Raw genomic sequence first — 22,781 nt, 5'->3', positions numbered from 1 at the left:
GCAGGCTGACTACACTTGGCACTCGGCGTGCGCGAGCGCCAGTTCCACGTGTACGTGAGGGGCCGGACCTGGTGAGGAGGACCTGATGAGAGCCGAGCCGGGAGGGCCGCGATGAGCGCCGACGACCGCCGTTTCGAGGTCCTCCGCGCGATCGTGGCCGACTACGTGGCGACCCACGAGCCGGTCGGCTCGAAGGCCCTCGTGGAGCGGCACCAGCTCAACGTCTCCGCCGCCACCATCCGCAACGACATGGCCGTCCTCGAGGAGGACGGTCTGATCGCCCAGCCGCACACCTCGGCCGGTCGCGTGCCCACCGACAAGGGGTACCGGCTGTTCGTGGACCGGCTGGCGGCGGTCAAGCCGCTGTCGCCGGCCGAGCGGCACGCCATCCAGCGCTTCCTGGCCGAGTCGGTGGACCTCGACGACGTGCTGCGGCGCAGCGTCCGGTTGCTGTCGCAACTGACCCGCCAGGTCGCGGTCGTGCAGTACCCGACGCTGACCCGGGCGATCGTCCGGCACGTCGAGGTGGTGCCGCTCGCGCCGAGCCGGCTGCTCATCGTGGTCATCACCGACAGCGGGCGCGTCGAGCAGCGGGTCGTCGAGCTGCCCACCGACGTGACCGAGGAGTCGGTCGCGCTGCTGCGGATCAAACTGGCCGAGTCGGTCACCGGCCGCCGGATGGCCGAGGCGGCCGCCGCGGTCGAGCAGCTGCCCGGGCAGGTGTCGTCACGGTCGGCGGCGCTGTTCTCGGCGGTGGCCGCGGTGCTCACCCGGACGTTCGTGGAATCCCCGGAGGAGCGGCTGGTGCTCTCGGGCACGTCCAACCTCTCCGGGGCGTGGGTCGACCAGCCGTCGACCCTGCGCGGTGTCCTCGAGGCGCTGGACGAGCAGGTGACCTTGCTCAAACTGTTGGCCCTGGCGACCGCGGATTCGGTCACCGTGCGGATCGGGGAGGAGAATGACGATGCGAACCTCGCCGCGTCCGCTCTGGTCACCGCGGGGTACGGCGCCGGATCGATGGTGATGGGGGGCCTGGCCGTCGTGGGGCCCACCCGGATGGACTATCCCGGCACGATGGCGGCCGTCCGCGCCGTCGCCCGGTACGTCGGCGAACTGCTCGGCGAGCGTTGACGGACCGGCCGACACGGCCGGTGCAGCAGCAGGGACATGAAGTGATGCGGGAACTTCCCCGCGGGAAAGGTCAGTGTGCAGAGAGTGGCTCGCGACTATTACGGGTTGTTGGGTGTCCAGAAGGGCGCCTCGCAGGATGAGATCAAACGCGCGTACCGCAAGCTCGCGCGGGAACTCCATCCCGACGTCAACCCGGACCCGGAATCCCAGTCCCGGTTCAAGGACGTCTCCACCGCCTACGAAGTGCTGTCGGATCCGGCCAAGCGCCAGATCGTCGATCTCGGTGGTGACCCCCTGTCGTCGGGTGGCGGCGGTGGTGCCGGCGGCGGGCAGGACCCGTTCAACAACATGGGTTTCGGCGACATCATGGACGCCTTCTTCGGCGGCGGCGCCCGCTCCCGCGGTCCGCGGTCCCGGGTCCGCCAGGGCGAGGACTCGCTGCTGCCGATCGAGCTGACGCTCGAGGAGTGCGCGACCGGGGTCGCCAAGGACCTCACCGTCGACACCGCCCAGGTCTGCACCCTGTGCCAGGGCGAGGGAACCGCCGAGGGCACCAGCCGGCAGACCTGCGACACCTGCAAGGGGGCCGGTGAGATCCAGCAGGTGCAGCGCTCCCTGCTCGGCCAGGTCGTCACCTCGCGTCCCTGCCCGGTCTGCCGCGGCTACGGCGAGGTCATCCCCGACCCCTGCCGCCAGTGCAACGGCGACGGGCGCATCCGGGCCCGGCGCACCGTCCGCGCCAACATCCCGGCCGGCGTCGGCGACGGTATCCGCGTCCGGCTGCCCGGCCAGGGCGAGGTCGGTCCCGGTGGCGGCGCCCCGGGCGACCTGTACGTCGAGGTGCGCGAGAAGGCGCACGAGATGTTCACCCGCGACGGCGTGGACCTGCACTGCACCGTGCACGTCCCGATGACCGCCGCCGCCCTGGGCACCTCGATGACGCTGGCCACCCTGCTGGACACCGAGGACCTCGACATCAGACCAGGCACCCAGTCCGGCACGGTGCTGACGCTGCGCAACCAGGGGATGCCGCGGCTGCGCGGGACCGGCAACGGCAACCTGTTCGTGCACGTCGAGGTGATGACCCCGACCAAGGTGGAGGGGCGGCAGGCCGAGCTGCTGCGCGAGCTGGCCACCCTCCGCGGTGAGGAGCACCCCGAACTGATGGAGCGCAACCACGGCGGGTTGTTCTCCCGCATCCGCGACTCCTTCGCCGGCGGGCACTGACCGTTGGGGGTACCCGCCGGGATCGCGTTGTTCGCCGTCGACGGGCCGCCGGCCGCCGGCCGATTCGTCCTGGACGGGCCGGAGGGCCGGCACGCCGCGACCGTGCGGCGCAGCCGGGTCGGTGAGGTGCTGGCCGTCACCGACGGTGCCGGCAGCTGGGCCGCCGGCCCGGTCGTCGTGACCGCCAGGGACGCGGTGACCCTGGACCTCGGCGACCCGGTGACCGATCCGCCGCCGCGCCCGCGGGTGACGGTCGTGCAGGCGCTGCCCAAGGGTGAGCGCTCCGAGCTCGCCGTCGACCTCGCCACCGAGGCCGGCGCGGACGTGATCGTCCCGTGGTCGGCGTCGCGGTGCGTGGCCCGGTGGGTGGGGGACAAGGCCGGTCGCGGCGTCCAGCGGTGGCGTCAGGTCGCCCGCGAGGCGGCGAAACAGTCCCGGCGGACCCGGTTCCCGACCGTCGACGACCTGCACGACAGCCGGGCGCTGGCCGCCCGGATCACCGCGCTCACCGTCGCCGGCGGCACGGCGCTGCTGCTGCACGAGGCGGAGTCGAACCCACTGTCGGAGCTCGACCTGACCACGGTCGGCGAGCTGATGATCGTCGTCGGTCCCGAGGGCGGTCTGAGCCCCGAGGAGATCGCCACGTTCACCACGGCGGGGGCCGTCGCCGTCCGGCTGGGCCCGGAGGTGCTGCGGACGTCCACCGCGGCGGCCGTGGCACTCGGGGCGATCGGCGTCTCCACCGGCCGCTGGCGCTGAGTGCATCCGTTCACCGCGCACCGCCGGTAGGGCCTGCGAGGCGGTCGACCGCTTCGCGACGTCCCGTGGCCCGGCGGGGTGCGGCGATCCGGTGGCCGCCCGCCGACATCAGGCAGAGTGGATCCGTGACCGCCCACTCCGCCGCACCGACCGCCGACACCGGCAGCGGTGTGGTGCTGGCCGTCGACGGCAACTCGATCCTGCACCGCGCCTTCCACTCGCAGGCCGGGACCGGTCTGCGCGCCGCCGACGGCAGCCCGATGTGGGCGATCCGCGGGTTGATCGGGCAGCTCGTCGAAGCGGTCGACCGGGTCGCGCCGGACCAGGTCGTGGTCGGCTTCGACGACGCGGCGAGCAGCCTGCGCCGGCAGCGCTGGACCACGTACAAGGCCCAGCGCGCACCGAAACCGGAGACCCTGGTCAGCCAGCTCGCACTCGCGGTGGAGATGGTGCGCGACCTCGGCGTCCCGGTCGTCGTCCCGACCGGGCTGGAGGCCGACGACGTCCTCGCCGCGGTGGCCGCCCGGGCCGCCGACACCGGCGGGCGGGCCGTGCTGATGACGTCGGACCGGGACGCCTTCGCGTTGATCAGCCCGCACACCTCGGTGTTGCGGATGCTCAGCGGCGGGGTCGAGGGCTCGCCGTTGCTCACCCCGGAACGACTGCACCTGATGACGGGCATCCACCCCGGCCAGTACCTCGACTACGCCGCCCTCCGGGGTGACGCATCGGACAACCTGCCCGGGGTCCGCGGGGTCGGTCCCAAGACCGCCGCCCGGTTGCTGGCGGCCGTCGGGACCGCGGCAGCCGCCTTCGACGACCTCGACGGCGGCGGCACCCTGGTTGCCGACGCGGTCGGGTCCACGATCGCCCGGCGGCTGGCCGAGCCGGAGTCCCGCGCCGCCTGGGAGCTGAACTGCCTGGTGATGGCCCCGCAACCGGGGGTGGAGCTGCCCGCGCCCGGCGGTTGGCCGCTGGCGGTGGAGTCGGTGCGGCACGCCTGCCGGGTGCTGCAGATGCCGGCGACGACCGGCCGGGCGCTGCGGGTGCTGGCCCACCACGACGCCCCGGTCGGCACCGACCCGGTGGCCTGGTCCGCGCCGGCCGCGGAGGTCACCCGGTGGTCGGACGGCGGGCGGATGCGGTTCCCGGCACTGAAGGGGCGCCCGCCGGTGACGGAGTCGGCGCAGCTGTCCCTGTTCGGCATCTGACGCGCGCACCGGCACGCGTTAGGGTCGCGCCATGCCCGACTGCGTCTTCTGTGCCATCGCCTCCGGCGCCATCCCGGCCGACCTCGTCGCCGAGACCGACACCACGCTGGCCTTCCGCGACCTCGACCCGAAGGCGGACGTGCACGTCCTGGTGATCCCGCGGGCGCACTTCGACAACCTCGGTGCGGTGGCCGCGGCGGACCCCGCCACCGCCGCGGCGATGATCACCACCGCCGCCGGGGTGGCGGCCGCCGAGGGGGTCGCCGACTCCGGCTACCGGCTGATCGCCAACACCGGCGCCGGCGGCGGCCAGACGGTGTTCCACGCCCACCTGCACCTGCTGGCGGGATCCCGACTGCCCGGTTTCTGACCTGGTCCTCCGCGGGTGTCCGCCCGCGGCGGAAAAGCTGTCGGGCCCGACGGGGCCCGCCGGTAGAATCGAGGTGCTGTGCAGATACCGGCGTGCGCGTGGGTATGAACGGCAGCGACCACTCCCGTCCGCGGGATCCCCGTCATGAAGGCAGGCCATACACCAGGTGCCGGAACTGAACTCGGCTTCGAACCCCGCCGCGACCCCCGGCGGCAGCGGCGACCCGACCGATCGGCCGCTGTCCTCCGCCCAGCTCTCCGCCTCGCAGGCCGCCTCCCGGGCGGCGGCGGTGCTCAGTGAGCAGACCGAGGCGACCGTCGTCGTCCCCGACGAATCGGCCATGCTGGGCCTGCTCGGCTTCCGTGACGCGATGCTGCGCCAGCTCGAGGAGTCCCTCGCCGCCGACATCCACGTCCGTGGCAACCGCATCACCCTCCGCGGTCCGGCGTCCGACGTCGCGTTCGCCGAGAAGGTGCTGCGCGAGCTGCTGAACCTGCAGGCGGCCGGTTCGCCGATCACCGCCGACGCCATCCGGCACTCGATCGGGATGCTCGCGCAGGGTTCGGCGTCGCCGACCGAGGTGCTGGGTCTGAACATCGTGTCGCGGCGCGGCCGCACCATCCGGCCCAAGACGCTCAACCAGAAGCGCTACGTGGACGCGATCGACGCCAACACCATCACCTTCGGCATCGGCCCGGCCGGTACCGGCAAGACCTACCTGGCGATGGCCAAGGCCGTCCAGGCGCTGCAGGCCAAGCAGGTCAACCGGATCATCCTGACCCGGCCGGCCGTCGAGGCGGGGGAGCGGCTGGGGTACCTGCCCGGGACCCTCAACGACAAGATCGATCCGTACCTGCGCCCGCTCTACGACGCGCTGCACGACATGATCGACCCGGAGTCGGTGCCCCGGCTGGTCGCCGCCGGGACGATCGAGGTGGCGCCGCTGGCCTACATGCGCGGCCGCACCCTCAACGACGCGTTCATCATCCTGGACGAGGCGCAGAACACCACGCCCGAGCAGATGAAGATGTTCCTGACCCGGCTGGGTTTCGGGTCCAAGATCGTCGTCACCGGCGACGTCACCCAGATCGACCTCCCCGGTGGGCAGAAGTCCGGTCTGCAGGTCGTCCGCGAGATCCTGGCGTCGGTCAAGGACGTGCACTTCTCGATGCTGACGTCCACCGACGTCGTCCGCCACCAGCTCGTCGGAAAGATCGTCGACGCCTACGAGAGCTGGTCGGCCGCCAACCCGGAGCCCAGCCCGCTGGTCCAGGACCGGCAGCCGGGACGCCCGGCCCGGTACGGCACCCCGGAGAACCGGCGGCCCGGCGGTCCGCGCGCCGAGCACCGTTCGCGTCCGGACACCCCGCGTCCGGACGCCGGCCCGCAGACCGGTGATCCCGCCTGATGAGCATCGAGATCGCCAACGAGTCCGGCGTGGCCGTCGACGAGCTGGCGCTGGTGTCGGTGTCCCGGTTCGCCCTCGGCGAGCTCGGCATCAACCCGCTGGCCGAGCTGTCGGTGCTGCTGATGGACGTCGACGCGATGACCGAGCTGCACGTGAAGTGGATGGACGAGCCCGGGCCGACCGACGTGATGAGCTTCCCGATGGACGAGCTCGACACCGCCCGCCGACCCGACGACGCCGGGCCCGGTCCCGCACTGCTGGGTGACGTGGTGCTGTGTCCCGCCGTCGCCCGGGAGCAGGCCCGCGAGGCGGGGCACTCGCTGGACGACGAACTCCACCTGCTCACGGTGCACGGCATCCTGCACCTGCTGGGCTACGACCACGTCGAGCCGGCCGAGGAGAAGGCGATGTTCCGGCTGCAGAACGACCTGCTCGACCAGTGGCGGGAACACCGGGCCACCACCGCCGCCCGAGCCCGCCTGGAGGCGGTCGACCGGGCCGTCCTCGGTGCCGTCGGCCTGCAGGCCGGCGAACCGCATCCCGTCGGGGAGCAGAACCGCTCGTGATCCCGCTGGACGGCACGGACGTCTTCCTGCTGTTCCTCGCCGCCGCGCTGATCCCGATCGGTGGGCTGTGCGCCGCCGGGGACGCCGCCATCACGATGGTGTCGCACGCCCGGCTCGAGGAACTCCGGCGCAACGGCACCCGCGGCGCCGAGGCGCTGCTGACCATCGCAGACGACAAACCCCGCTACACCAACCTGCTGCTGTTGCTCCGGGTGACGGCCGAGCTCACGGCCACCGTGCTGGTGACCACGGTGGCCCTCTCCACCTGGGGGTTCAACCTCTGGGTGCTGATCCCGGTGGTCATCGCCATGGTGGTGATCAGCTACGCGGTGATCGGTGTGCTGCCCCGCACCCTGGGGCGGCAGCACCCGTACCGGGTGGGCCTGCTGGCCGCCGGCACCACGCGGGCCGCCGCCCGCGTGCTGTCGCCGGTCGCGAACCTGCTGATCCTGATCGGCAACGCCATCACCCCCGGCCGCGGCTTCCGGGAGGGACCGTTCTCCTCCGAGCTCGAGCTGCGTGAGCTGGTCGACATGGCCGGTGACCGCGGGGTGGTGGAGGAGACCGAGCGGGAGATGCTGCAGTCGGTCTTCGCCCTCGGCGACACCATCGTCCGGGAGGTGATGGTGCCGCGCACCGAGGTGATCTGGATCGAGTCGACCAAGACGATGCGGCACGCGCTGAACCTCTGCGACCTGTCGGGCCTGTCGCGCATCCCGGTCATCGGCGAGAACATCGACGACGTCCTCGGCGTGCTCTACCTCAAGGACATGGTCAAGCGGGCGCTGCGGCCGGGCGGCGCCGTCGACACGCCCGGTTCCGGGCCGCTGGTGACCGAGCTGATGCGGCCGCCGGTGTTCGTCCCCGAGTCCAAGAACGTGGACGCACTGTTGCGTGAGATGCAGCGCGACCACAACCACTTCGCGGTGGTCATCGACGAGTACGGCGGCGCCGCCGGCATCGTCACCATCGAGGACATCCTCGAGGAGATCGTCGGCGAGATCACCGACGAGTACGACGCCGACACCCCCGACCCCATCGTGCACCTCGGGGACGACATGGTCCGGGTGTCCGCCCGGCTGCCGGTCGAGGACCTCGGTGAGGTGTTCGACGTCGAGTTGCCCAGTGAGGACGTGGAGACCGTCGGTGGACTGCTCGCCCAGTTGCTGGGGCGGGTGCCACTGGCCGGCGCCGAGGCCGAGATCGAGGGGCTGCTGCTGCGCGCCGAGGGCGGCACCGACCGCCGGGGCCGGCCCCGGGTGCAGACGGTGCTGGTGCACCGTGTCACCGCCGACGACGACCGGAGCGACGACGCCGCCGACCGCGACCACCCCGCTGCACCCTCCGACACCGATGACGCCGTCACCGACGAGGGCATCCCGGCCGAGCCGGCACGACGAGGACGGTCATGACAGGCACCCCCACCACCCCGCACCGCTCCGGGTTCGGCTGCTTCGTCGGCCGGCCCAACGTGGGCAAGTCGACGCTGCTCAACGCGCTGGTGGGGCAGAAGATCGCCATCACCTCCGACAAGCCGCAGACCACCCGGCGGGCCATCCGCGGGATCGTCACCCGTCCCGAGGCGCAGCTGGTCATCGTCGACACCCCCGGCATGCACAAGCCGCGCACCCTGCTCGGCGAGCGGCTCGACGACATCGTGCGCGAGGTGTGGAGCGACGTGGACGTGATCGGCTTCTGCGTCCCCGCGGACGAGAAGATCGGCCCCGGTGACCGCCGGATCGCCGCCGAGATCACCGAGCAGTCGAAGGGCAAGCCGGTCATCGGCATCGTCACCAAGACCGACCGGGTCAAACCCAACCAGGTCTTCGAGCAGCTCATCGCACTGGAGAAGGTCCGCGAGTTCGCCGACATCATCCCGGTGTCGGCGCAGAGCAACTTCCAGGTGGACAAGCTCATCGGGCTGATGATCGCCCAGCTGCCGGCCGGTGAGCGGCTCTACCCGGACGCCGAGATCACCGACGAGCCGATCGAGACCCGCATCGCCGAGATCGTCCGCGAGGCCACCCTCGACGGGGCCCGCGAGGAGCTCCCGCACTCGCTGGCCGCCCTCGTGCAGGAGATCCTGCCGCACCCCGGCCGCGACGACATGATGGACGTCTACGTGACCATCTACGTCGAGCGGGACTCGCAGAAGGCGATCGTGGTGGGTGCCGGCGGGTCCAAGATCGCCGCGGTCGGGCGCCGCGCCCGCGGTCAGATCGAGGTGCTGCTGGGCAAGAAGGTCTACCTGGATCTGCACGTCACCGTGGCCAAGGAGTGGCAGCGGGACGCCAAGCAGCTACGCAAGCTGGGCTTCGACAGCTGACCGGATCGCTCCCGGGGGCCGGCCGGCCAAGCTGCGGCCCGGACTAGGGTCGAACGCATGACCGTCGACAACGCCGCCCCCGACACCGTTCCCGTCCCCGTCCCGGAGACCGTCACCGCCGGCTTCGACGACTGGCTCGCCGACCTCATGGGCTGGCTGCGGATCCCGTCGGTCAGCGCCGACCCGGCCCACCACGGCGATGTGTTGACCAGCGCCGAGTACCTCGCCGAGGCGTTGCGCCGCACCGGGTTCCCCACGGTCGAGGTGTGGACCGACACCCCGGCGCTGCCCGCGGTCTACGCGCACTGGCCGTCCGGCGACCCGGACGCGCTGCGGGTCGTCGTCTACGGCCACCACGACGTCCAGCCCGCCGACGGGGAGGAGCGTTGGCATCACCCGCCTTTCGAGCCCCGGGTGATCGACGGGGTGCTGCACGGCCGCGGCGCCAGCGACGACAAGGGCAACATCTTCATGCACCTCCTCGGCGTGCGGGCCCACCTGGCCGCCACCGGACGCACCGCCCCCGCCGTCGACCTCACCCTGCTGGTCGAGGGTGAGGAGGAGTCCGGCTCCCCGCACATCGGCCAACTGCTGTCCCGGCACGCAGCACAGACCTCGGCCGATCTGATCGTGGTCACCGACACCGGCATCTTCGACGCCGACACCCCCAGCGTGTGTGTGGGGATGCGTGGCGTGGTGAGCGGTGAACTGCACGTCCACGGACCGGACATCGACCTGCACTCCGGCGGCTTCGGTGGCGCGGTGCTCAACCCGCTCGCCGAGCTCTGCCGGCTCGTCGCCGCCCTGCACGACGACGACCGGCACATCACCGTGCCCGGCTTCTACGACGGGGTGGTCGAGCCGACCACCGCCGAGCGGGCCGCGACCGCCGCGCTGCCCTTCGACGAGTCCGGCTGGCTGTCCGGGCCGGCGCAGTCCCGGGCCGCCTACGGCGAGGCCGGGTGGTCCACATTGGAGCGCATCGGCAGCCGGCCGACCGCGGAGGTCAACGGGATGTGGGGCGGCTACACAGGCCCCGGCGGCAAGACGATCGTGCCCACCGACGCCATCGCCAAACTCACCTTCCGTCTCGTGGGTCATCAGGATCCGGCGGCCGTGATGGCGGCCGTCGGCGCGTTCTTCGCCGACCGCGCCGCTCCCGGCGCCCGGGTCGAGATGCACTGGGAAGGCGGCGGAGTGCGCCCGCTCTACGTGGACCCGACGCATCCCGCGACGGTGGCGACCGCTGCCGCCCTCGGCCGGGCCTTCGACGGCAAGCCGGTGCTGTTCACCAGGGAGGGCGGGTCCGGACCGGAGGCGGAGCTGGCCGAGGCGCTGGAGGCGCCGCTGGTGTTCATCGGAGTGATGACCAACAACGACCAGATCCACGCCCCCAACGAGAACGCGCGCGTCGACCTGCTCCGCCGGGGCTGCGCGGCACTGGGGCACCTGTGGGAGGAGCTGGCGGGTCTGGACCGGGACTTCGCGCAGCGCTGAACCCGGGGGCCGGCGGTCGCCACGGTCTGTGTGCCGCCGGTGACTAGGGTGGCAGGGTGCCTCCCGCCACCCGCCGGTCCGCCGGTACCGCCCGATCCGCCGCCCCCGCCCGGTCACGCCGGTCCCGCTCCGGGCCGAAGCTGCCCACGGCCGACTACCCGGTCTCCCGGCTGACGCTGGACAACGGGCTGCGCGTGGTGCTCGCGCCCGACCGGACCGCCGGGGTGATCGGGGTCTCGGTGCACTACGACGTCGGCTTCCGCTCGGAACCGCAGGGCCGCACCGGCTTCGCCCACCTCTTCGAGCACCTGATGTTCCAGGGCAGCGAGTCGCTGCCGAAGCTGGAGCACTTCCGGCTGGTCCAGTCGTCGGGCGGCATCTTCAACGGCTCCACCCACACCGACTACACCGACTACTTCGAGGTGCTGCCGGCGGCCGCCCTGGAGCGCGGCCTGTTCCTCGAGGCCGACCGGATGCGCGCCCCCACCATCACGGCGGAGAACCTGGCCAACCAGGTGGACGTGGTCAGCGAGGAGATCCGGCTCAACGTGCTCAGCCGGCCCTACGGCGGCTTCCCCTGGATCCACCTGCCTCCCGTGCTGTTCGACTCCTTCGCCAACGCCCACGACGGCTACGGGGCCTTCGAGGACCTGCAGGCGGCCACCGTCGCCGACTGCGCCGACTTCTTCGAGCGCTACTACACCCCGGCCAACGCGGTGCTCACGGTGGCCGGCGACATCGATCCCGACGAGGCCGCGGACCTGATCCACCGGCACTTCGACGACGTGCCGGGGCGTCCGGCGCCCGAACGGCCGTCGTTCGCCGAACCCTGGCCCGACGGGGTACGCGAAGCCGACCGGGAGGATCCGCTCGCACCGGTGCCCGCGCTGGCCGTCGGCTGGCGGCTGCCCGATCCGGTGGCCCAGCTGCGCGAGTACCTGGCCACCGTGCTGCTGGGATCGGTGCTCTCGGAGGGCGAGTCGTCCCGGCTGCAGTCCCGGGTCGTCGCCCGCGGCGAGGTCGCCACCGAGATGTGGGCCGGCCCCGGACTCGTCGGCGGTCCGCTGGACGCCCGCGATCCCGACGTCTTCGTCCTCGGTGCCATCCACCCGCCGCACGTGCCGTGGGAGGACGTGGTCGGCGCGGCCGACGCGCAGATCGCCGAGCTCGCCGCCCGGGGCCCCACCGACGACGAGATGATCCGTGCCGCGGCCCGTTTCGTCGTCGGGCTGTACCGCGAGAACGACAGCATCGGTGCCCGCACCCGCAGCCTCGGCTCGATGGAGCTGCTGCACGGCCGGGCCGAACTGCTCAACGAGATCCCTGCGCTCGTCGCCGATCTCACCACCGACGAGATCGCCGCCGCGGCGGCCTCCCTGGACCCCGGAAGGCGCGCCGTGCTGCGCATCAACCCGGCCGGAGCCCGCTGATGGCCGGCCGCCCGAAGACCCCCGCTGCCGCCACCGAGCCGGGCGCGCCAGCCCGGGCCGCGCGAGCGCCGCGCCGCCGGACCGCCGCCCAGATCGGCCGCACGCCGCTCGGCGCCCGGCCGGTCCCGGCCCTCACCGCGGCGGTCGGTGCGAAGAACCCGCGCACGGTGGACACGGTGCTGGACAACGGATTACGGGTCATCGCCGTCCGCAAGGCCGGCACCCCGCTGATCGAGGCGCGGCTGCGGATCCCGTTCAGTGCCACCCGGGTGCCGGCGCAGGTGCACAGCGCCCGCGCCGAGATGCTCGCCGCCACGCTGATGCTCGGGACCGGGACCCGCGACCGTCAGCAGGTCGACGCCGACCTCGCCGTGGTCGGTGGGCATCTGGACGCCTCGGTGGACGCGCAGCGGCTGATGGTCGCCGGATCGGTGCTGTCGACCGGTCTGCCGACGCTGCTCGCGGTGCTCGCCGACTCGCTCACCGATCCCGCGTTCCGCTCCGACGAGATCCGGGTCGAGCGGGCGCGGCTGCACGAGCACCTGATGATCTCGCTGTCGCAACCGTCGGCGGTGGCTCGCAAACACCTGCAGGAGCGCCGCTTCGGTGACCACGCCGCGGCCTGGGACACCCCGCTGGCCGAGGACGTCGACGCCGTGACCCCGGCGGTGGTGCGGTCGCTGTTCCGGCGGCAGGCCGTGCCGGACGGTGCGGTACTGGTGCTGGTCGGTGATCTGTCGCCGGCGCGTGCGGTGAGCCAGGTGGCCGAGGCGCTGGGGGACTGGCGTTCCGATCGTGCCGCCGTCCGGATGACGCCGCCACCGCCGGTCGAGCCGGCACCGCTGGCCGCCTTCGACAACCCGGGTGCGGTGCAGTCGCAGGTGCGGCTGTCCGCGCCGGCCGTCGGTCGTGAGCACGAGGGCTATCCGGCCCAGCAGCTCGCGAACCTCGTCTACGGCGGCTATTTCTCCTCACGGCTGGTCGAGAACATCCGCGAGGACAAGGGTTTCACCTACAGCGCGTCGTCGTCGGTGTCGTTCTGGCCGGGCCGCGCCGCGGTCACCGTCGGCTTCGACACCACCACCGAGTCCACCGCGGCCGCGGTCTGGGAGGCGCAGTACGAGCTCGGCCGGATGGCGCTCACCCCGCCCAGCGACGCCGAGGTCGAGTCGGCCCGCAACTACGCGCTCGGCACGCTGGCCGCGTCGCTGGCCACCCAGGCCGGGTACGCGTCGATGATCTCCCAGCTCGCCGGCTCGGGCCTGGACGGTGCCTGGCTGGACGACTACCGCGCGGGGGTCGCGGCGGTGACGGCCGCCGAGGTGCACGAGCTCGCCCGCACCATCTTCGCCCCGTCCGCCTTCATGGGCGTCGTCGTCGGCGATCTGACGACCGTCGCGGCGCCGTTGTCCGCCGTCCTCCCGGTGGAGCTCCCGTGACCGAGATGGCCGGACACGACGGCGCTCTCGGAACGCAGGGACTCGGTGAGGTGGACAGCCCGCCGCTGGCCGCCGGGGCGTCGATCGCCGGCTGGCTGACCGGCGGTCTGACGCCGACGTTGTCCCGCGGCACCGCCGACCGCGGGGAGGACTTCCGCTCGGTCGAGCACACGACGACGGCCTGGCCGCGCGCCCGGGTGCTGGTGGTCGACCCCGACGGCCGGGTGGCGGCCGACACCGACGGGAACCGGGTGCGGTTGCGGTACCGGCCGGCGACCGAGTTCGGCGGAACCCCGCCCGCCGACGCCGTGCACCTGGGTGTCGTCGACGGCGGCGACGTGTGGGCGGTCCCCGGCGCCGTCGAGGAGCAGCCCGCGGAGCGTTCCGACGGCTGGGGCCGCACCGGTGGCGGCCTGCGTCAGTGGGGCGAGGTGCTCGACGACACCGAGGCCGGCCTGCTGACCAGCGCGGTCGCCGTGCTCACCTGGCACCGGCTCGCGCCGTTCTGCCCGCGCTGTGGTGAACCCAACCGGCCCACCACGGTGGGCTGGTCGCGGACCTGTCCCAACGACCACCTCGAGTTCCCGCGGACCGACCCGGCCGTGATCATGCTGGTCCACGACGGCGCCGACGCCTGTGTGCTGGCGCGGCAGCCGATCTGGCCGGCCAACCGGTACTCGATCCTGGCCGGGTTCACCGAGGCGGGGGAGTCGCTGGAGGCGACCGTCATCCGCGAGGTGCGCGAGGAGGTCGGGCTGGACGTCACCGAGGTGCGCTACCTGGGCTCGCAGCCGTGGCCGTTCCCGCGGTCGCTGATGATGGGCTTCGCCGCGCGCGCCGAGCGCGGTGCGGCGCTGTCCCCGCGCGCCGGCGAGATCGAGTCGGCGCAGTGGGTCACCCGGGAGCAGGTCCGGGCCGTGCTGGCCGACGAGGACGCACACCCCGAGCTGGGCCTGCCGTCGGGCATCTCCATCGCCCGCCAGCTGATCGAGGCCTGGGCCCGGGGCTGACCCTCGACGTGCCGGACACGACGTCCGGGGCTGTGCACAGGCGCCCGGAACGGTCGTACGTGTGTGCGACCATGGTCGGGTGAGGGATCCACTGGCCGGTCTGGACGACGAGCAACGCGCAGCGGTGACGGCGCCGTCCGGCCCGCTGTGCGTGCTGGCGGGGGCCGGCACCGGCAAGACCCGCACCATCACCCACCGGATCGCCCAGCTCGTGGCCGCCGACCTGCACCGTCCGTCGGAGATCCTCGCGGTCACCTTCACCAACCGGGCCGCCGGTGAGATGCGGGTGCGGCTGCGGGATCTCGGCGTCGGCGGGGTGCAGGCCCGGACGTTCCACGCGGCCGCCCTGCGGCAGCTGCGCTACTTCTGGCCGAAGGTCACCGGCGGCGAGCAGGTGCGGCCGATCGTGGAGCAGAAACTGCGGTTGGTGGGCAGCGCCGCCCGCCGGGTCGGCGCGGCCACCGACGTGGCCACCCTGCGCGACCTGGCCAGCGAGATCGAGTGGGCCAAGGCGAGCCTGGTCACCCCGTCCGGGTATGCCGCCGCGGTGGCCAAGGCGCAGCGCGACACCCCCCTGGACGCCGAGGTCGTGGCCAAGGCGTTCGAGGCCTACGAGTCGGTCAAGAACGACGCCGAGCAGCTCGACTTCGACGACATCCTGCTCAACACCTGCGCCGCCCTCGACGACGACGAGCAGGTGGCCAGGGAGTTCCGGGCGCGGTACCGCAGCTTCCTCGTCGACGAGTACCAGGACGTCACCCCGCTGCAGCAGCGGGTGCTGGACTCCTGGCTGGGTGGCCGTGACCAGATCACCGTCGTCGGTGACGCCAACCAGACCATCTACTCCTTCGCCGGTGCGTCCCCGAACTACCTGCTGAACTTCGACCGGCGGTACCCGCACGCCCCGGTGGTGAAGCTCGAGCGTGACTACCGCTCCACGCCGCAGGTCGTGTCGCTCGCCAACCGGGTCATCGCCGGCACCGTCGGCCCGACCTCACGGTTCCGGCTGCGGCTGCGACCGGTGCTGCCCGACGGCCCGGAGCCGGTGTACACCGAGTACCCCGACGAGGCAGCCGAGGCCGCCGCACTGGCCGAGCGGTGCCAGGCGCTGATCGCGGCCGGCACGTCGCCGGCCGAGATCGCCGTGCTGTACCGGATCAACGCCCAGTCGGAGGCGTTCGAGCAGGCGCTGGCCGCGGCGAAGATCCCCTACGTGGTCCGTGGAGGCGAACGCTTCTTCGCCCGTGCGGAGGTCAGGCAGGCCATGCAGGCGCTGCGGGTGGCGGCCCGGGCGGGCCTGGACACGCCGGCCGACGGCCGCGCCGTCGCGTTGGTCCCGGCCACCCGGCGGGTGCTGCGCGACGTCGGCCTCACCGATGCCGCGCCCGCGGCCGGCTCGCTCCGCGACCGATGGGACGCGCTGGTGGCGCTGGTGTCGGTGGCCGAGGATCTGGCCGAGGCGGACCGGACGGCCGGTCTCGGGGAGCTCGTCACCGAGTTGGAACAGCGCGCCGAGTCCCAGCACGCCCCGACCGTCGAGGGCGTCACCCTCGCGTCACTGCACGCCGCCAAAGGCCTGGAGTGGGACGTGGTCTTCCTGGTCGGTCTGGTCGACGGCACGATGCCGATCCAGCACGCGGAGTCCCCCGAGGAGGTCGAGGAGGAACGCCGACTGCTGTACGTCGGCGTCACCCGGGCCCGCCGGACCCTGCACCTGTCCTGGGCGCTGGCCCGCGCCGCGGGTGGCCGCAAGACCCGGCGCCGCAGCCGCTTCCTCAACGGTCTCGCACCGGACGCCCTGCCGATGAACCGGGCCGGCGGCCGGACGGCGCCCGGGCGGTGCCGGTTCTGCGGCGGTCCGGTGCGGACCCCGCTGGAGATCAAATCGGGCCGGTGCGAGAACTGCCCCTCCACCGCCGACCCGGAGCTGGTGGACGAGCTCAAGGCGTGGCGCAAGAATTTGGCGGGCGAGAAGTCGGTGCCGCCGTACGTCGTCTTCACCGACGCGACGCTGTACGCCATCGCCGAGCGCTGCCCGACGGATGACGCTGCGCTGCTGGCGATCCCGGGGATCGGCCGGAGCAAGCTGGACCTCTACGGGGCCGACGTGCAACGGCTGGTCGTGGCCAGCGTGCAACGGGCGACGGCCTCCGTACCGACCGCGGAAAAAATATCCGTACGAACTTCTGGTTAATTCGGTTGACCGTTTCGCGGACGGAGTTTTAGGCTCCTTCCCGAACCACGGCGAACGCCTGGTTCACCAGACAGCCTCCCTCCGACGGGGAGCAGCGACCGAGAGGGGGCCCGAAGATGAACGCATTCTCGCAGCAGTTCGTCGCCGGGGTCCCGTCTTTCGCGGGAATGGCCCTCCACGGGGCCCCGGCGCACGTCACCGTGCGCACGCGCTGGATCGCGCCCACTTCCACCCGTCGGTACCGGGGAGAGCGTCCCTGCTAGGTCACACCTGGCAGTAGTTCTCATCTCCGGCCGCGGCTCGCTCTGCTGAGCGCCGCGGCTGTTGTGTTTCCTCCCCGAGAAACCCGGCTCCACACCACTCCTGGTGTCCGGCTCCCGCTCGGGCACACACAACAACCCTTTCTGGAGGTGATCGGCAATGGTGAAACTCCTCAGCGTCGCGTTCGGCGCGGACGACCTGACGGCACTCGCTGCCGACCTGCCCTGCCACTCGGCCGAACCGGACCTGTTCTTCGCAGAGTCCCCGGCCGATCTCGAGCGCGCCAAGGTGCTCTGCCAGCCCTGCCCCCTGCGGGCGGTCTGCCTGGCCGGCGCGCTGGAGCGGCAGGAGCCGTGGGGCGTCTGGGGTGGCGAGATCTTCGACCAGGGCGTCGTCATCGCGCGGAAGCGTCCGCGCGGCCGGCCCCGCAAGGTCGCAGCCTGACCCACGCACGACACCGCACGTGACGGGACCGCCCGTCACACCCGTGGCCCCGGTGGCCCGCCACCGCCCGCGGCGGGGGCGGGCGGCGGAGCCCGGCCGGCGGGTGATCCATGCCCGTTGGCCCGCAGCACTTCTCAATACTTCCCGGCACACAGACAAGGTACCCTGATGAACTTCCCCCTCGATCCCGAGATGCACCTCCGATGTCACCGCTGGGAGCAGCAGCAGCGGGAGACGCAGATCCACCGCCGTCGGCAGGCGTTGCTCGCCGATCCGCGGTCGACCGCCTCACGGGGTCGCTCCCGCTGGCGTCGGAGCTGACGGCACCGGCACCGGTGGCCGCTGCGTCACCGGTGCCGCGCCGGACGACGACTCTCAGGGTGGGCCGCCGGCGGCGGCCTACCCTGTGCGGTATGGCCGCCACCCCCGAACCCCCCGCCGCCCCGGTCACCTGCTCGCAGTGTGGGACGACGGCCGGAACCCCGCCGCTCACCTGGCTTCTCGAGGTCGACGCGCGGCGCGGGAAGGTGTGGGTGTGCGACCGGTGCGCCCGCACCCACCTGCGGTCCATCGAAGCCAAGCTCGACCAGGAGTGGTGGTGACACCCGGCCGGAGCGCCCGCGGGTCGGCCGGTCACCGCTGACGGTCCGGCTCCGCCGGCCGGCTGGTTTCCGCGGTCCGGTCGGTCGCCGTTGATGGGCGTGGCCGTGCGGGCCGGCTGTTTTCCGCGGTCCGGTCGGTCGCCGTTGATGGGCGTGGCCGTGCGGGCCGGCTGTTTTCCGCGGTCCGGTCGGTCGCCGTTGATGGGCGTGGCCGTGGGGGCCGGCTGTTCCCGGGGGTCCGAACGGCCGCCACTGACGGTCACGCCCATGCGGCGACGGTGGCGACCACGCGGACCGGCTGATCCCGCCGCCCGGCGGTCCGTTGACGTCGGCACCCGCGTGCCGGGTGCACCCGCACAAGCCCCGGTGCCCCCCGCTTCGGCCACTGCCGGTCGCCTCGGCCGGGATGCACAGGCCGACCGCGCGCCGTCCGCGCCGCTCACGTGTGCCATGGCACAGACACCTGGCCGGTCACACGGCTCTACGGCCCCTTCGTTGTCTGCGCCGCCCGCGTCGGCCACGGCTCCGCCGCGTCGGCTGCGATGCACGGGCGACCGCGCGCACGCCGTCTGCGCCGTCCGCGTCGGCCACGGCCAGGACGGCTTCGGCCGGGATGCGCGGGGCGACCGCCCGCACGCCGTCCGCGTCGGCCACGGCTCGGACGGCCTCGGCCGCGATGCACGGGCGACCGCCCACACGCCGTCCGCGTCGGCCACGGCTCGGACGGCCTCGACCGGGATGCCCGGGGCGACCGCCCACACGCCGTCCGCGCCGCCCGCTTCAGCCACGTCCCGCACGTCGACCGCGACGCACGGGTCAATCCCTGCACGGCGGCGTCGGGTCACCGCGACCTGCGGCGCGAGAGCGGAGCGGCGACCGCAGGTGCCGTGTCCGCGCCGGCGGCAACAGCCCCGGCCGGCCGGTCAGTCGCCGGCGAAGCCGGGCTGCCAGCGCTCGACGATCGACCGGAACGGCGCCTTGGCGTCCAGTTGCGACAGCACCCCGATCGATCCCAAAGTGACCCGCTGGATCATCAGGTAGTTCGGGGGCAGGTTCAGCCGCCGCGCGAGCTTGAGCTCCGGGCTGGAGAAGTCCGACATCGTGGCCCACAGCTGCTGCATCCACTCACGGGTGAAGTGGAAGACCTCGTGCCGCAACGGTTCCAGGTACGGGATCAAATAGTTCATCAGCACGTCCGGATCGGGATCCAGGGTCGGCGGGATGAAGCCCTCGGCGCGCAACCCGGCGACGACGGCGTCGGCGTCACCGGCGATGGACAGCCGCGCCAGCCGCCCGACGATGGGCAGCGGCCCGTCCGGCATCTTCGACACCGACCCGAAGTCGACGATGCCGAGCCGGCCGTCGGACCGGAGCAGGAAGTTCCCGGGGTGCGGATCGGTGTGCAGGGCCCGTGCCCGTTCGGGTGCGGAGAAGTGGAACTCCGCCATGATGCGGCCGCAGGTGTCGCGCTGCTCCCGGGTGCCGCCGGCGATGATCTTCGCCATCCCGACCCCGTCGACCCATTCGGTGATGATCAGCTGCGGGGCACTGGCGACCACCTTGCCGATGGCGATCTCCGGATCGTCGGCGTACGCGGCGGCGAACACGCGTTGGTTGGCTGCCTCGGCGGCGTAGTCGATCTCGTCCAGCACCCGCTCGCGCAGCTCGGCCAGCAGCGGCTTGTACTGCAGTCCCGGCATCAGCGGCTGCATCAGCCGGCCCAGCCGGCTGAGCTGGTTCAGATCCGCGGTCAACGCCTGCGCGGCCCCGGGGTACTGCAGCTTGACGGCCACCTCGCGCCCGTCCCGCCAGATCGCCTTGTGCACCTGGCCGATGCTCGCCGCGGCCGCGGCCCGGTCGTCGAACTCCCGGAAGTAGGTCGGCCAGGCGGTGCCGAGCTGCTCGCTCATCAGCCGCCGGACCACCGCGGGATCCATCGGTGGGGCCGCGTTCTGCAGCTTGGTGAGAGCCTCCCGGTAGGGCGCGACCGCGTCGTCGGGCATGGCCGCCTCGAACACCGACAGCGCCTGCCCGAACTTCATCGCCCCGCCCTTGAGCGTCCCCAGCACCTCGAAGACCTGCTCGGCGGTGCGCCGGGACATCTCGGCGCTGACCTCGTCCTTGGTGCGGCCCATGAGTCGCTGCCCCAGGCCCAACCCGACCCGGCCTGCGGCGGAGATCGGCAGGCCGGCCAGCTTCGCACTGCGGTTGATCGCGCCCTGCGGAATGTCGGTCACCCCACCATTGTCCCAGTCGCGGCCGCCGGCGGGGTAGCCGTCACCCCGGACGGCAGAAACACGACGGATGCGCCCGCCAGCTGCGCCGCCGGACCCGCCAGTCGCCGAGGCGGGATTCCAGGGTGCCGTCGACCGTGGCCGGCCGACCGCCGGTGAGGTGGTGGAGCACCTGCTCGGTCGCGATCGCGGCGGCCGTGGTCGCCAGCACCGCGGGCGGCACCGGCCAGGAGCGGCGCAACGCCAGCTGCACCTGGGGCCAGCCGGCGTCGGCGTCGCGCCGGTGCAGGTCGTGGCAGTGCAGGCACGACGACCGTCCGGGCAGCACCAGCGGTCCCACGACGGCGTGTTCCTCGCCGGCGCCGATCACGAGGTGCGGTTGTCCGTCGGTCATCAAACGTCGCGTGAGATCCGGGGGCGGTGGGCCGTCGGTGGCCAGGACGACGATGTCCGGCCGGACGAAACCGGAGGGTCGGTGGACGGCCACCCCGGGGGCGACCCGCCGCAGCATCCCGGCGAGCGCGGTCCGGTCGGCCGGTCCGGCCGGTCGCGGCCGGCCGGAGTACCGCTCGTCGCGCCGGCGGAGGGGATCGAAGGCCAGGACCGAGGTGGCGGCCTCGAGATCGGTGCGGGCCGCACCGGCAGGCGTCGCATCGCCGGCGCGCAGGGCGCGGTCCGGATCGAGGTGGACGTGCCCGGTGCCGGCAGCGGCCAGCAGGGCGGCGACCGAGGTGGCGACGCGCCCGGCACCCACGACCACGGCGACCGCGTCGGCCGGAGCGGTGGCGGGCGCCGCCGTGACGGGCCGCGCCTCGCCGGTCCGCACCAGGAAGCCGTCGGCGAGCAGCGCGTCGGTCAAGCGGTCCCAGGTGTCGGCGGCGGAGTTGCGGCCGATCGACGTCCGCCGGACGGCCGCCGCCAACGGCACCCCCTGCGCCATCAGGCCGAAGACCTCGGCCGCCCCCGGTGGCGGGTGCCGCACCAGGACCCGGCGGGGCGGTTCCACACCGATCTGCAGGGTGCGGTCGTCACGTTCGACGACCCGCAGCCCCGGCGCCAGGACGATCCGCTCGCCCACCGTTCCGGGCCGCGGCCTCGTGCTCTGCGGCGGCGGGCGACGGGCGGTGTGCGCCACGCCCGCTCCGGTCGTCCCGGGCTGTCGTGCACTGTTGTCGATGATGGTCATCCGATCCCCCCGGGCGAACCATCGCAGAGGGGACCGGACCAGAGGCCGGGTTGTCCACAAACCCCCAGGGACACCCCGACCGGATCGACCGGCGGATCAGGCCTTGCCGAGGATCCGGTTCATCTTGGTACCGCACACCGGGCAGGTGCCCTTGGCCATCCGGCGACCGTTGGTCTCGGCCACCTCGCCGTCGAAGTCGCGCTTCTCCTTGCACTTCACGCAGTAGCCGTTGTAGGTCTCAGCCATGGTGTCCACCTCTCGTTCCGGGTCGGGATCGAGGTCACGCTACCGCCCTGCGTGCGTGATCGCGCTGAACCCGCCGGTCGGCCGCGTCGGGTGGGGCGCTGCAACCGATCGCCGTCGGACGGTGGGATGGCGCCGGTCGACCTCCCGGACGGATGCCGTCGGTGCCGTGCACCACACTGTGTCGGTGACCTACATCGCCGCGGACGACCGCTACACACCGATGCCCTACCGCCGCACGGGGAGGAGCGGCCTGCACCTGCCGGCCGTCTCCCTCGGACTCTGGCAGAACTTCGGGGACGTCAACCCCTTCGAGACCCAGAAGCAGATCCTGCGCCGCGCCTTCGACCTGGGTGTGACCCACTTCGACCTGGCCAACAACTACGGCCCGCCGTACGGCAGCGCCGAGACCAACTTCGGCCGGCACTTCGCCGACGACTTCCGGCCCTACCGCGACGAGCTGGTGATCTCCAGCAAGGCCGGCTACGACATGTGGCCGGGTCCGTACGGCAACTGGGGTTCGCGCAAGTACCTGCTCGCCAGCCTCGACCAGTCGTTGGACCGGATGGGCCTGGACTACGTCGACATCTTCTACTCGCACCGCTTCGACCCGGAGACGCCGCTCGAGGAGACGATGGGCGCACTGCACACCGCGGTGGTGTCCGGCCGGGCGCTCTACGCCGGCATCTCGTCCTACTCCCCGGAGCGCACCCGGCAGGCCGCCGCCATCCTGGCCGACCTCGGCACGCCGCTGCTGATCCACCAGCCGTCCTACTCGATGTTCAACCGGTGGATCGAGCCCGATCTGGTCGACACCCTCGGCGAGCTGGGAGTCGGGTGCATCGCGTTCTCCCCGCTCGGCCAGGGGCTGCTCACCACCCGCTACCTCGACGGCGTCCCGGAGGGATCCCGCGCGAGTCGGCCGGGATCGCTGTCCACCGACCTGATCACCGACGACGTGCTCGCCCGGATCCGGGCGCTCCACGAGATCGCGGACGGCCGCGGGCAGTCGCTGGCCCAGCTTGCGTTGTCCTGGGTGCTGCGCGACGAGCGGATCACCTCGGCCCTGATCGGCGCCTCGTCGGTGCAGCAGCTGGAGGACAACCTCGCCGCGGTCCGGCGGCTGGACTTCACCGCGGACGAGCTGACCGCCATCGACGAGCACGCCTCCGACGTCGGCATCAACCTGTGGGAGCAGTCCAGCTCCGCCTGAACGATCGCGGGCGCGACACACCACCGGCCA

Annotated in this window: 21 protein-coding genes; 18 read left to right on the top strand and 3 right to left on the bottom strand. The window is 72.7% G+C overall.

Annotation, left to right across the window (positions count from 1 at the left end; all coding sequences use genetic code 11):
- Positions 1 to 111: 111 nt before the first annotated feature.
- The 17 genes from hrcA (at position 112) to DB033_RS08125 (ending at position 17,875) form a co-directional block, all read left to right on the top strand.
- Positions 112 to 1,131 (top strand): heat-inducible transcriptional repressor HrcA, encoded by a 1,020-nt coding sequence (gene hrcA, locus DB033_RS08200; protein WP_111766250.1) that lies wholly within the window; start codon positions 112 to 114, stop codon positions 1,129 to 1,131.
- Between the two features lie 84 nt (positions 1,132 to 1,215).
- Positions 1,216 to 2,358 carry a molecular chaperone DnaJ gene (dnaJ, locus tag DB033_RS08195; protein ID WP_111766249.1) on the top strand — a complete coding sequence of 381 codons (1,143 nt, stop codon included), beginning with the start codon at positions 1,216 to 1,218 and terminating at the stop codon, positions 2,356 to 2,358.
- Positions 2,359 to 2,361: 3 nt separating this feature from the next.
- Positions 2,362 to 3,117 (top strand): 16S rRNA (uracil(1498)-N(3))-methyltransferase, encoded by a 756-nt coding sequence (locus DB033_RS08190; RefSeq protein WP_240615791.1) that lies wholly within the window; start codon positions 2,362 to 2,364, stop codon positions 3,115 to 3,117.
- 125 nt (positions 3,118 to 3,242) lie between these two features.
- The gene (locus DB033_RS08185) at positions 3,243 to 4,328 is read left to right on the top strand and encodes a 5'-3' exonuclease (RefSeq protein WP_170315497.1); all 1,086 of its coding nucleotides are present in this window, start codon (positions 3,243 to 3,245) and stop codon (positions 4,326 to 4,328) included.
- Positions 4,329 to 4,359: 31 nt separating this feature from the next.
- Positions 4,360 to 4,698, top strand: coding sequence for an HIT domain-containing protein (locus DB033_RS08180; RefSeq protein WP_111766247.1), 339 nt, complete (start codon positions 4,360 to 4,362; stop codon positions 4,696 to 4,698).
- A gap of 340 nt (positions 4,699 to 5,038) precedes the next feature.
- Entirely contained in the window at positions 5,039 to 6,106 is a 1,068-nt protein-coding gene (locus DB033_RS08175; protein WP_111767333.1) for a PhoH family protein, read from the top strand.
- The gene (gene ybeY, locus DB033_RS08170; RefSeq protein ID WP_111766246.1) at positions 6,106 to 6,672 is read left to right on the top strand and encodes an rRNA maturation RNase YbeY; all 567 of its coding nucleotides are present in this window, start codon (positions 6,106 to 6,108) and stop codon (positions 6,670 to 6,672) included. Before DB033_RS08175 ends, ybeY begins: the two co-directional genes overlap by 1 nt.
- The gene (locus DB033_RS08165; protein WP_240615789.1) at positions 6,669 to 8,084 is read left to right on the top strand and encodes a hemolysin family protein; all 1,416 of its coding nucleotides are present in this window, start codon (positions 6,669 to 6,671) and stop codon (positions 8,082 to 8,084) included. The genes ybeY and DB033_RS08165 overlap by 4 nt, the downstream gene beginning before the upstream one ends.
- Positions 8,081 to 8,998, top strand: a complete 918-nt coding sequence (era, locus tag DB033_RS08160; protein ID WP_111766245.1) for a GTPase Era — start codon at positions 8,081 to 8,083, stop codon at positions 8,996 to 8,998. Before DB033_RS08165 ends, era begins: the two co-directional genes overlap by 4 nt.
- A gap of 57 nt (positions 8,999 to 9,055) precedes the next feature.
- A complete protein-coding gene (locus tag DB033_RS08155; RefSeq protein WP_111766244.1) occupies positions 9,056 to 10,495 on the top strand; it encodes a M20/M25/M40 family metallo-hydrolase in 1,440 nt (479 codons plus the stop codon).
- A gap of 140 nt (positions 10,496 to 10,635) precedes the next feature.
- Positions 10,636 to 11,925: a M16 family metallopeptidase gene (locus tag DB033_RS08150; protein ID WP_111767332.1), complete on the top strand. Its 1,290-nt coding sequence runs from the start codon at positions 10,636 to 10,638 to the stop codon at positions 11,923 to 11,925.
- Entirely contained in the window at positions 11,925 to 13,364 is a 1,440-nt protein-coding gene (locus DB033_RS08145) for a M16 family metallopeptidase (RefSeq protein ID WP_111766243.1), read from the top strand. The genes DB033_RS08150 and DB033_RS08145 overlap by 1 nt, the downstream gene beginning before the upstream one ends.
- Positions 13,361 to 14,374 carry an NAD(+) diphosphatase gene (gene nudC, locus DB033_RS08140; protein ID WP_205843719.1) on the top strand — a complete coding sequence of 338 codons (1,014 nt, stop codon included), beginning with the start codon at positions 13,361 to 13,363 and terminating at the stop codon, positions 14,372 to 14,374. Before DB033_RS08145 ends, nudC begins: the two co-directional genes overlap by 4 nt.
- Before the next feature lie 79 nt (positions 14,375 to 14,453).
- On the top strand, positions 14,454 to 16,568 hold the full coding sequence (locus DB033_RS08135; protein ID WP_111766242.1) for an ATP-dependent DNA helicase UvrD2: 2,115 nt from the start codon (positions 14,454 to 14,456) through the stop codon (positions 16,566 to 16,568).
- Positions 16,569 to 16,988: 420 nt separating this feature from the next.
- Entirely contained in the window at positions 16,989 to 17,273 is a 285-nt protein-coding gene (locus tag DB033_RS08130) for a WhiB family transcriptional regulator (protein WP_111766241.1), read from the top strand.
- A 168-nt stretch (positions 17,274 to 17,441) separates the two neighbouring features.
- Complete coding sequence (locus DB033_RS20615) at positions 17,442 to 17,594, top strand: hypothetical protein (protein WP_157970574.1); 153 nt, start codon at positions 17,442 to 17,444, stop codon at positions 17,592 to 17,594.
- 92 nt (positions 17,595 to 17,686) lie between these two features.
- Positions 17,687 to 17,875 (top strand): hypothetical protein, encoded by a 189-nt coding sequence (locus DB033_RS08125; RefSeq protein WP_111766240.1) that lies wholly within the window; start codon positions 17,687 to 17,689, stop codon positions 17,873 to 17,875.
- 923 nt (positions 17,876 to 18,798) lie between these two features.
- On the opposite strand, the gene DB033_RS08120 is transcribed toward DB033_RS08125, so the two are convergent.
- The 3 genes from DB033_RS08120 to DB033_RS20915 all read right to left on the bottom strand — a co-directional run bounded on the left by DB033_RS08120 (position 18,799) and on the right by DB033_RS20915 (position 21,541).
- A complete protein-coding gene (locus DB033_RS08120) occupies positions 18,799 to 20,112 on the bottom strand; it encodes an ABC1 kinase family protein (RefSeq protein ID WP_111766239.1) in 1,314 nt (437 codons plus the stop codon).
- Positions 20,113 to 20,152: 40 nt separating this feature from the next.
- Positions 20,153 to 21,295, bottom strand: a complete 1,143-nt coding sequence (locus DB033_RS08115) for a hypothetical protein (RefSeq protein WP_157970573.1) — start codon at positions 21,293 to 21,295, stop codon at positions 20,153 to 20,155.
- Positions 21,296 to 21,391: 96 nt separating this feature from the next.
- Positions 21,392 to 21,541 (bottom strand): DUF5679 domain-containing protein, encoded by a 150-nt coding sequence (locus DB033_RS20915; RefSeq protein ID WP_170315496.1) that lies wholly within the window; start codon positions 21,539 to 21,541, stop codon positions 21,392 to 21,394.
- A 184-nt stretch (positions 21,542 to 21,725) separates the two neighbouring features.
- Here DB033_RS20915 and mgrA point away from each other — a divergent pair, with 184 nt between their 5' ends.
- Positions 21,726 to 22,751, top strand: a complete 1,026-nt coding sequence (gene mgrA, locus DB033_RS08110) for an L-glyceraldehyde 3-phosphate reductase (protein ID WP_111767330.1) — start codon at positions 21,726 to 21,728, stop codon at positions 22,749 to 22,751.
- The last annotated feature ends 30 nt before the right edge of the window (positions 22,752 to 22,781 follow it).

Origin of the sequence: Nakamurella deserti (assembly GCF_003260015.1) — a bacterium.
Classification (GTDB): Bacteria; Actinomycetota; Actinomycetes; order Mycobacteriales; family Nakamurellaceae; genus Nakamurella; species Nakamurella deserti.
Note: the sequence above shows the minus strand (reverse complement) of the source record. Positions and strands in the feature narration are given on the sequence as shown.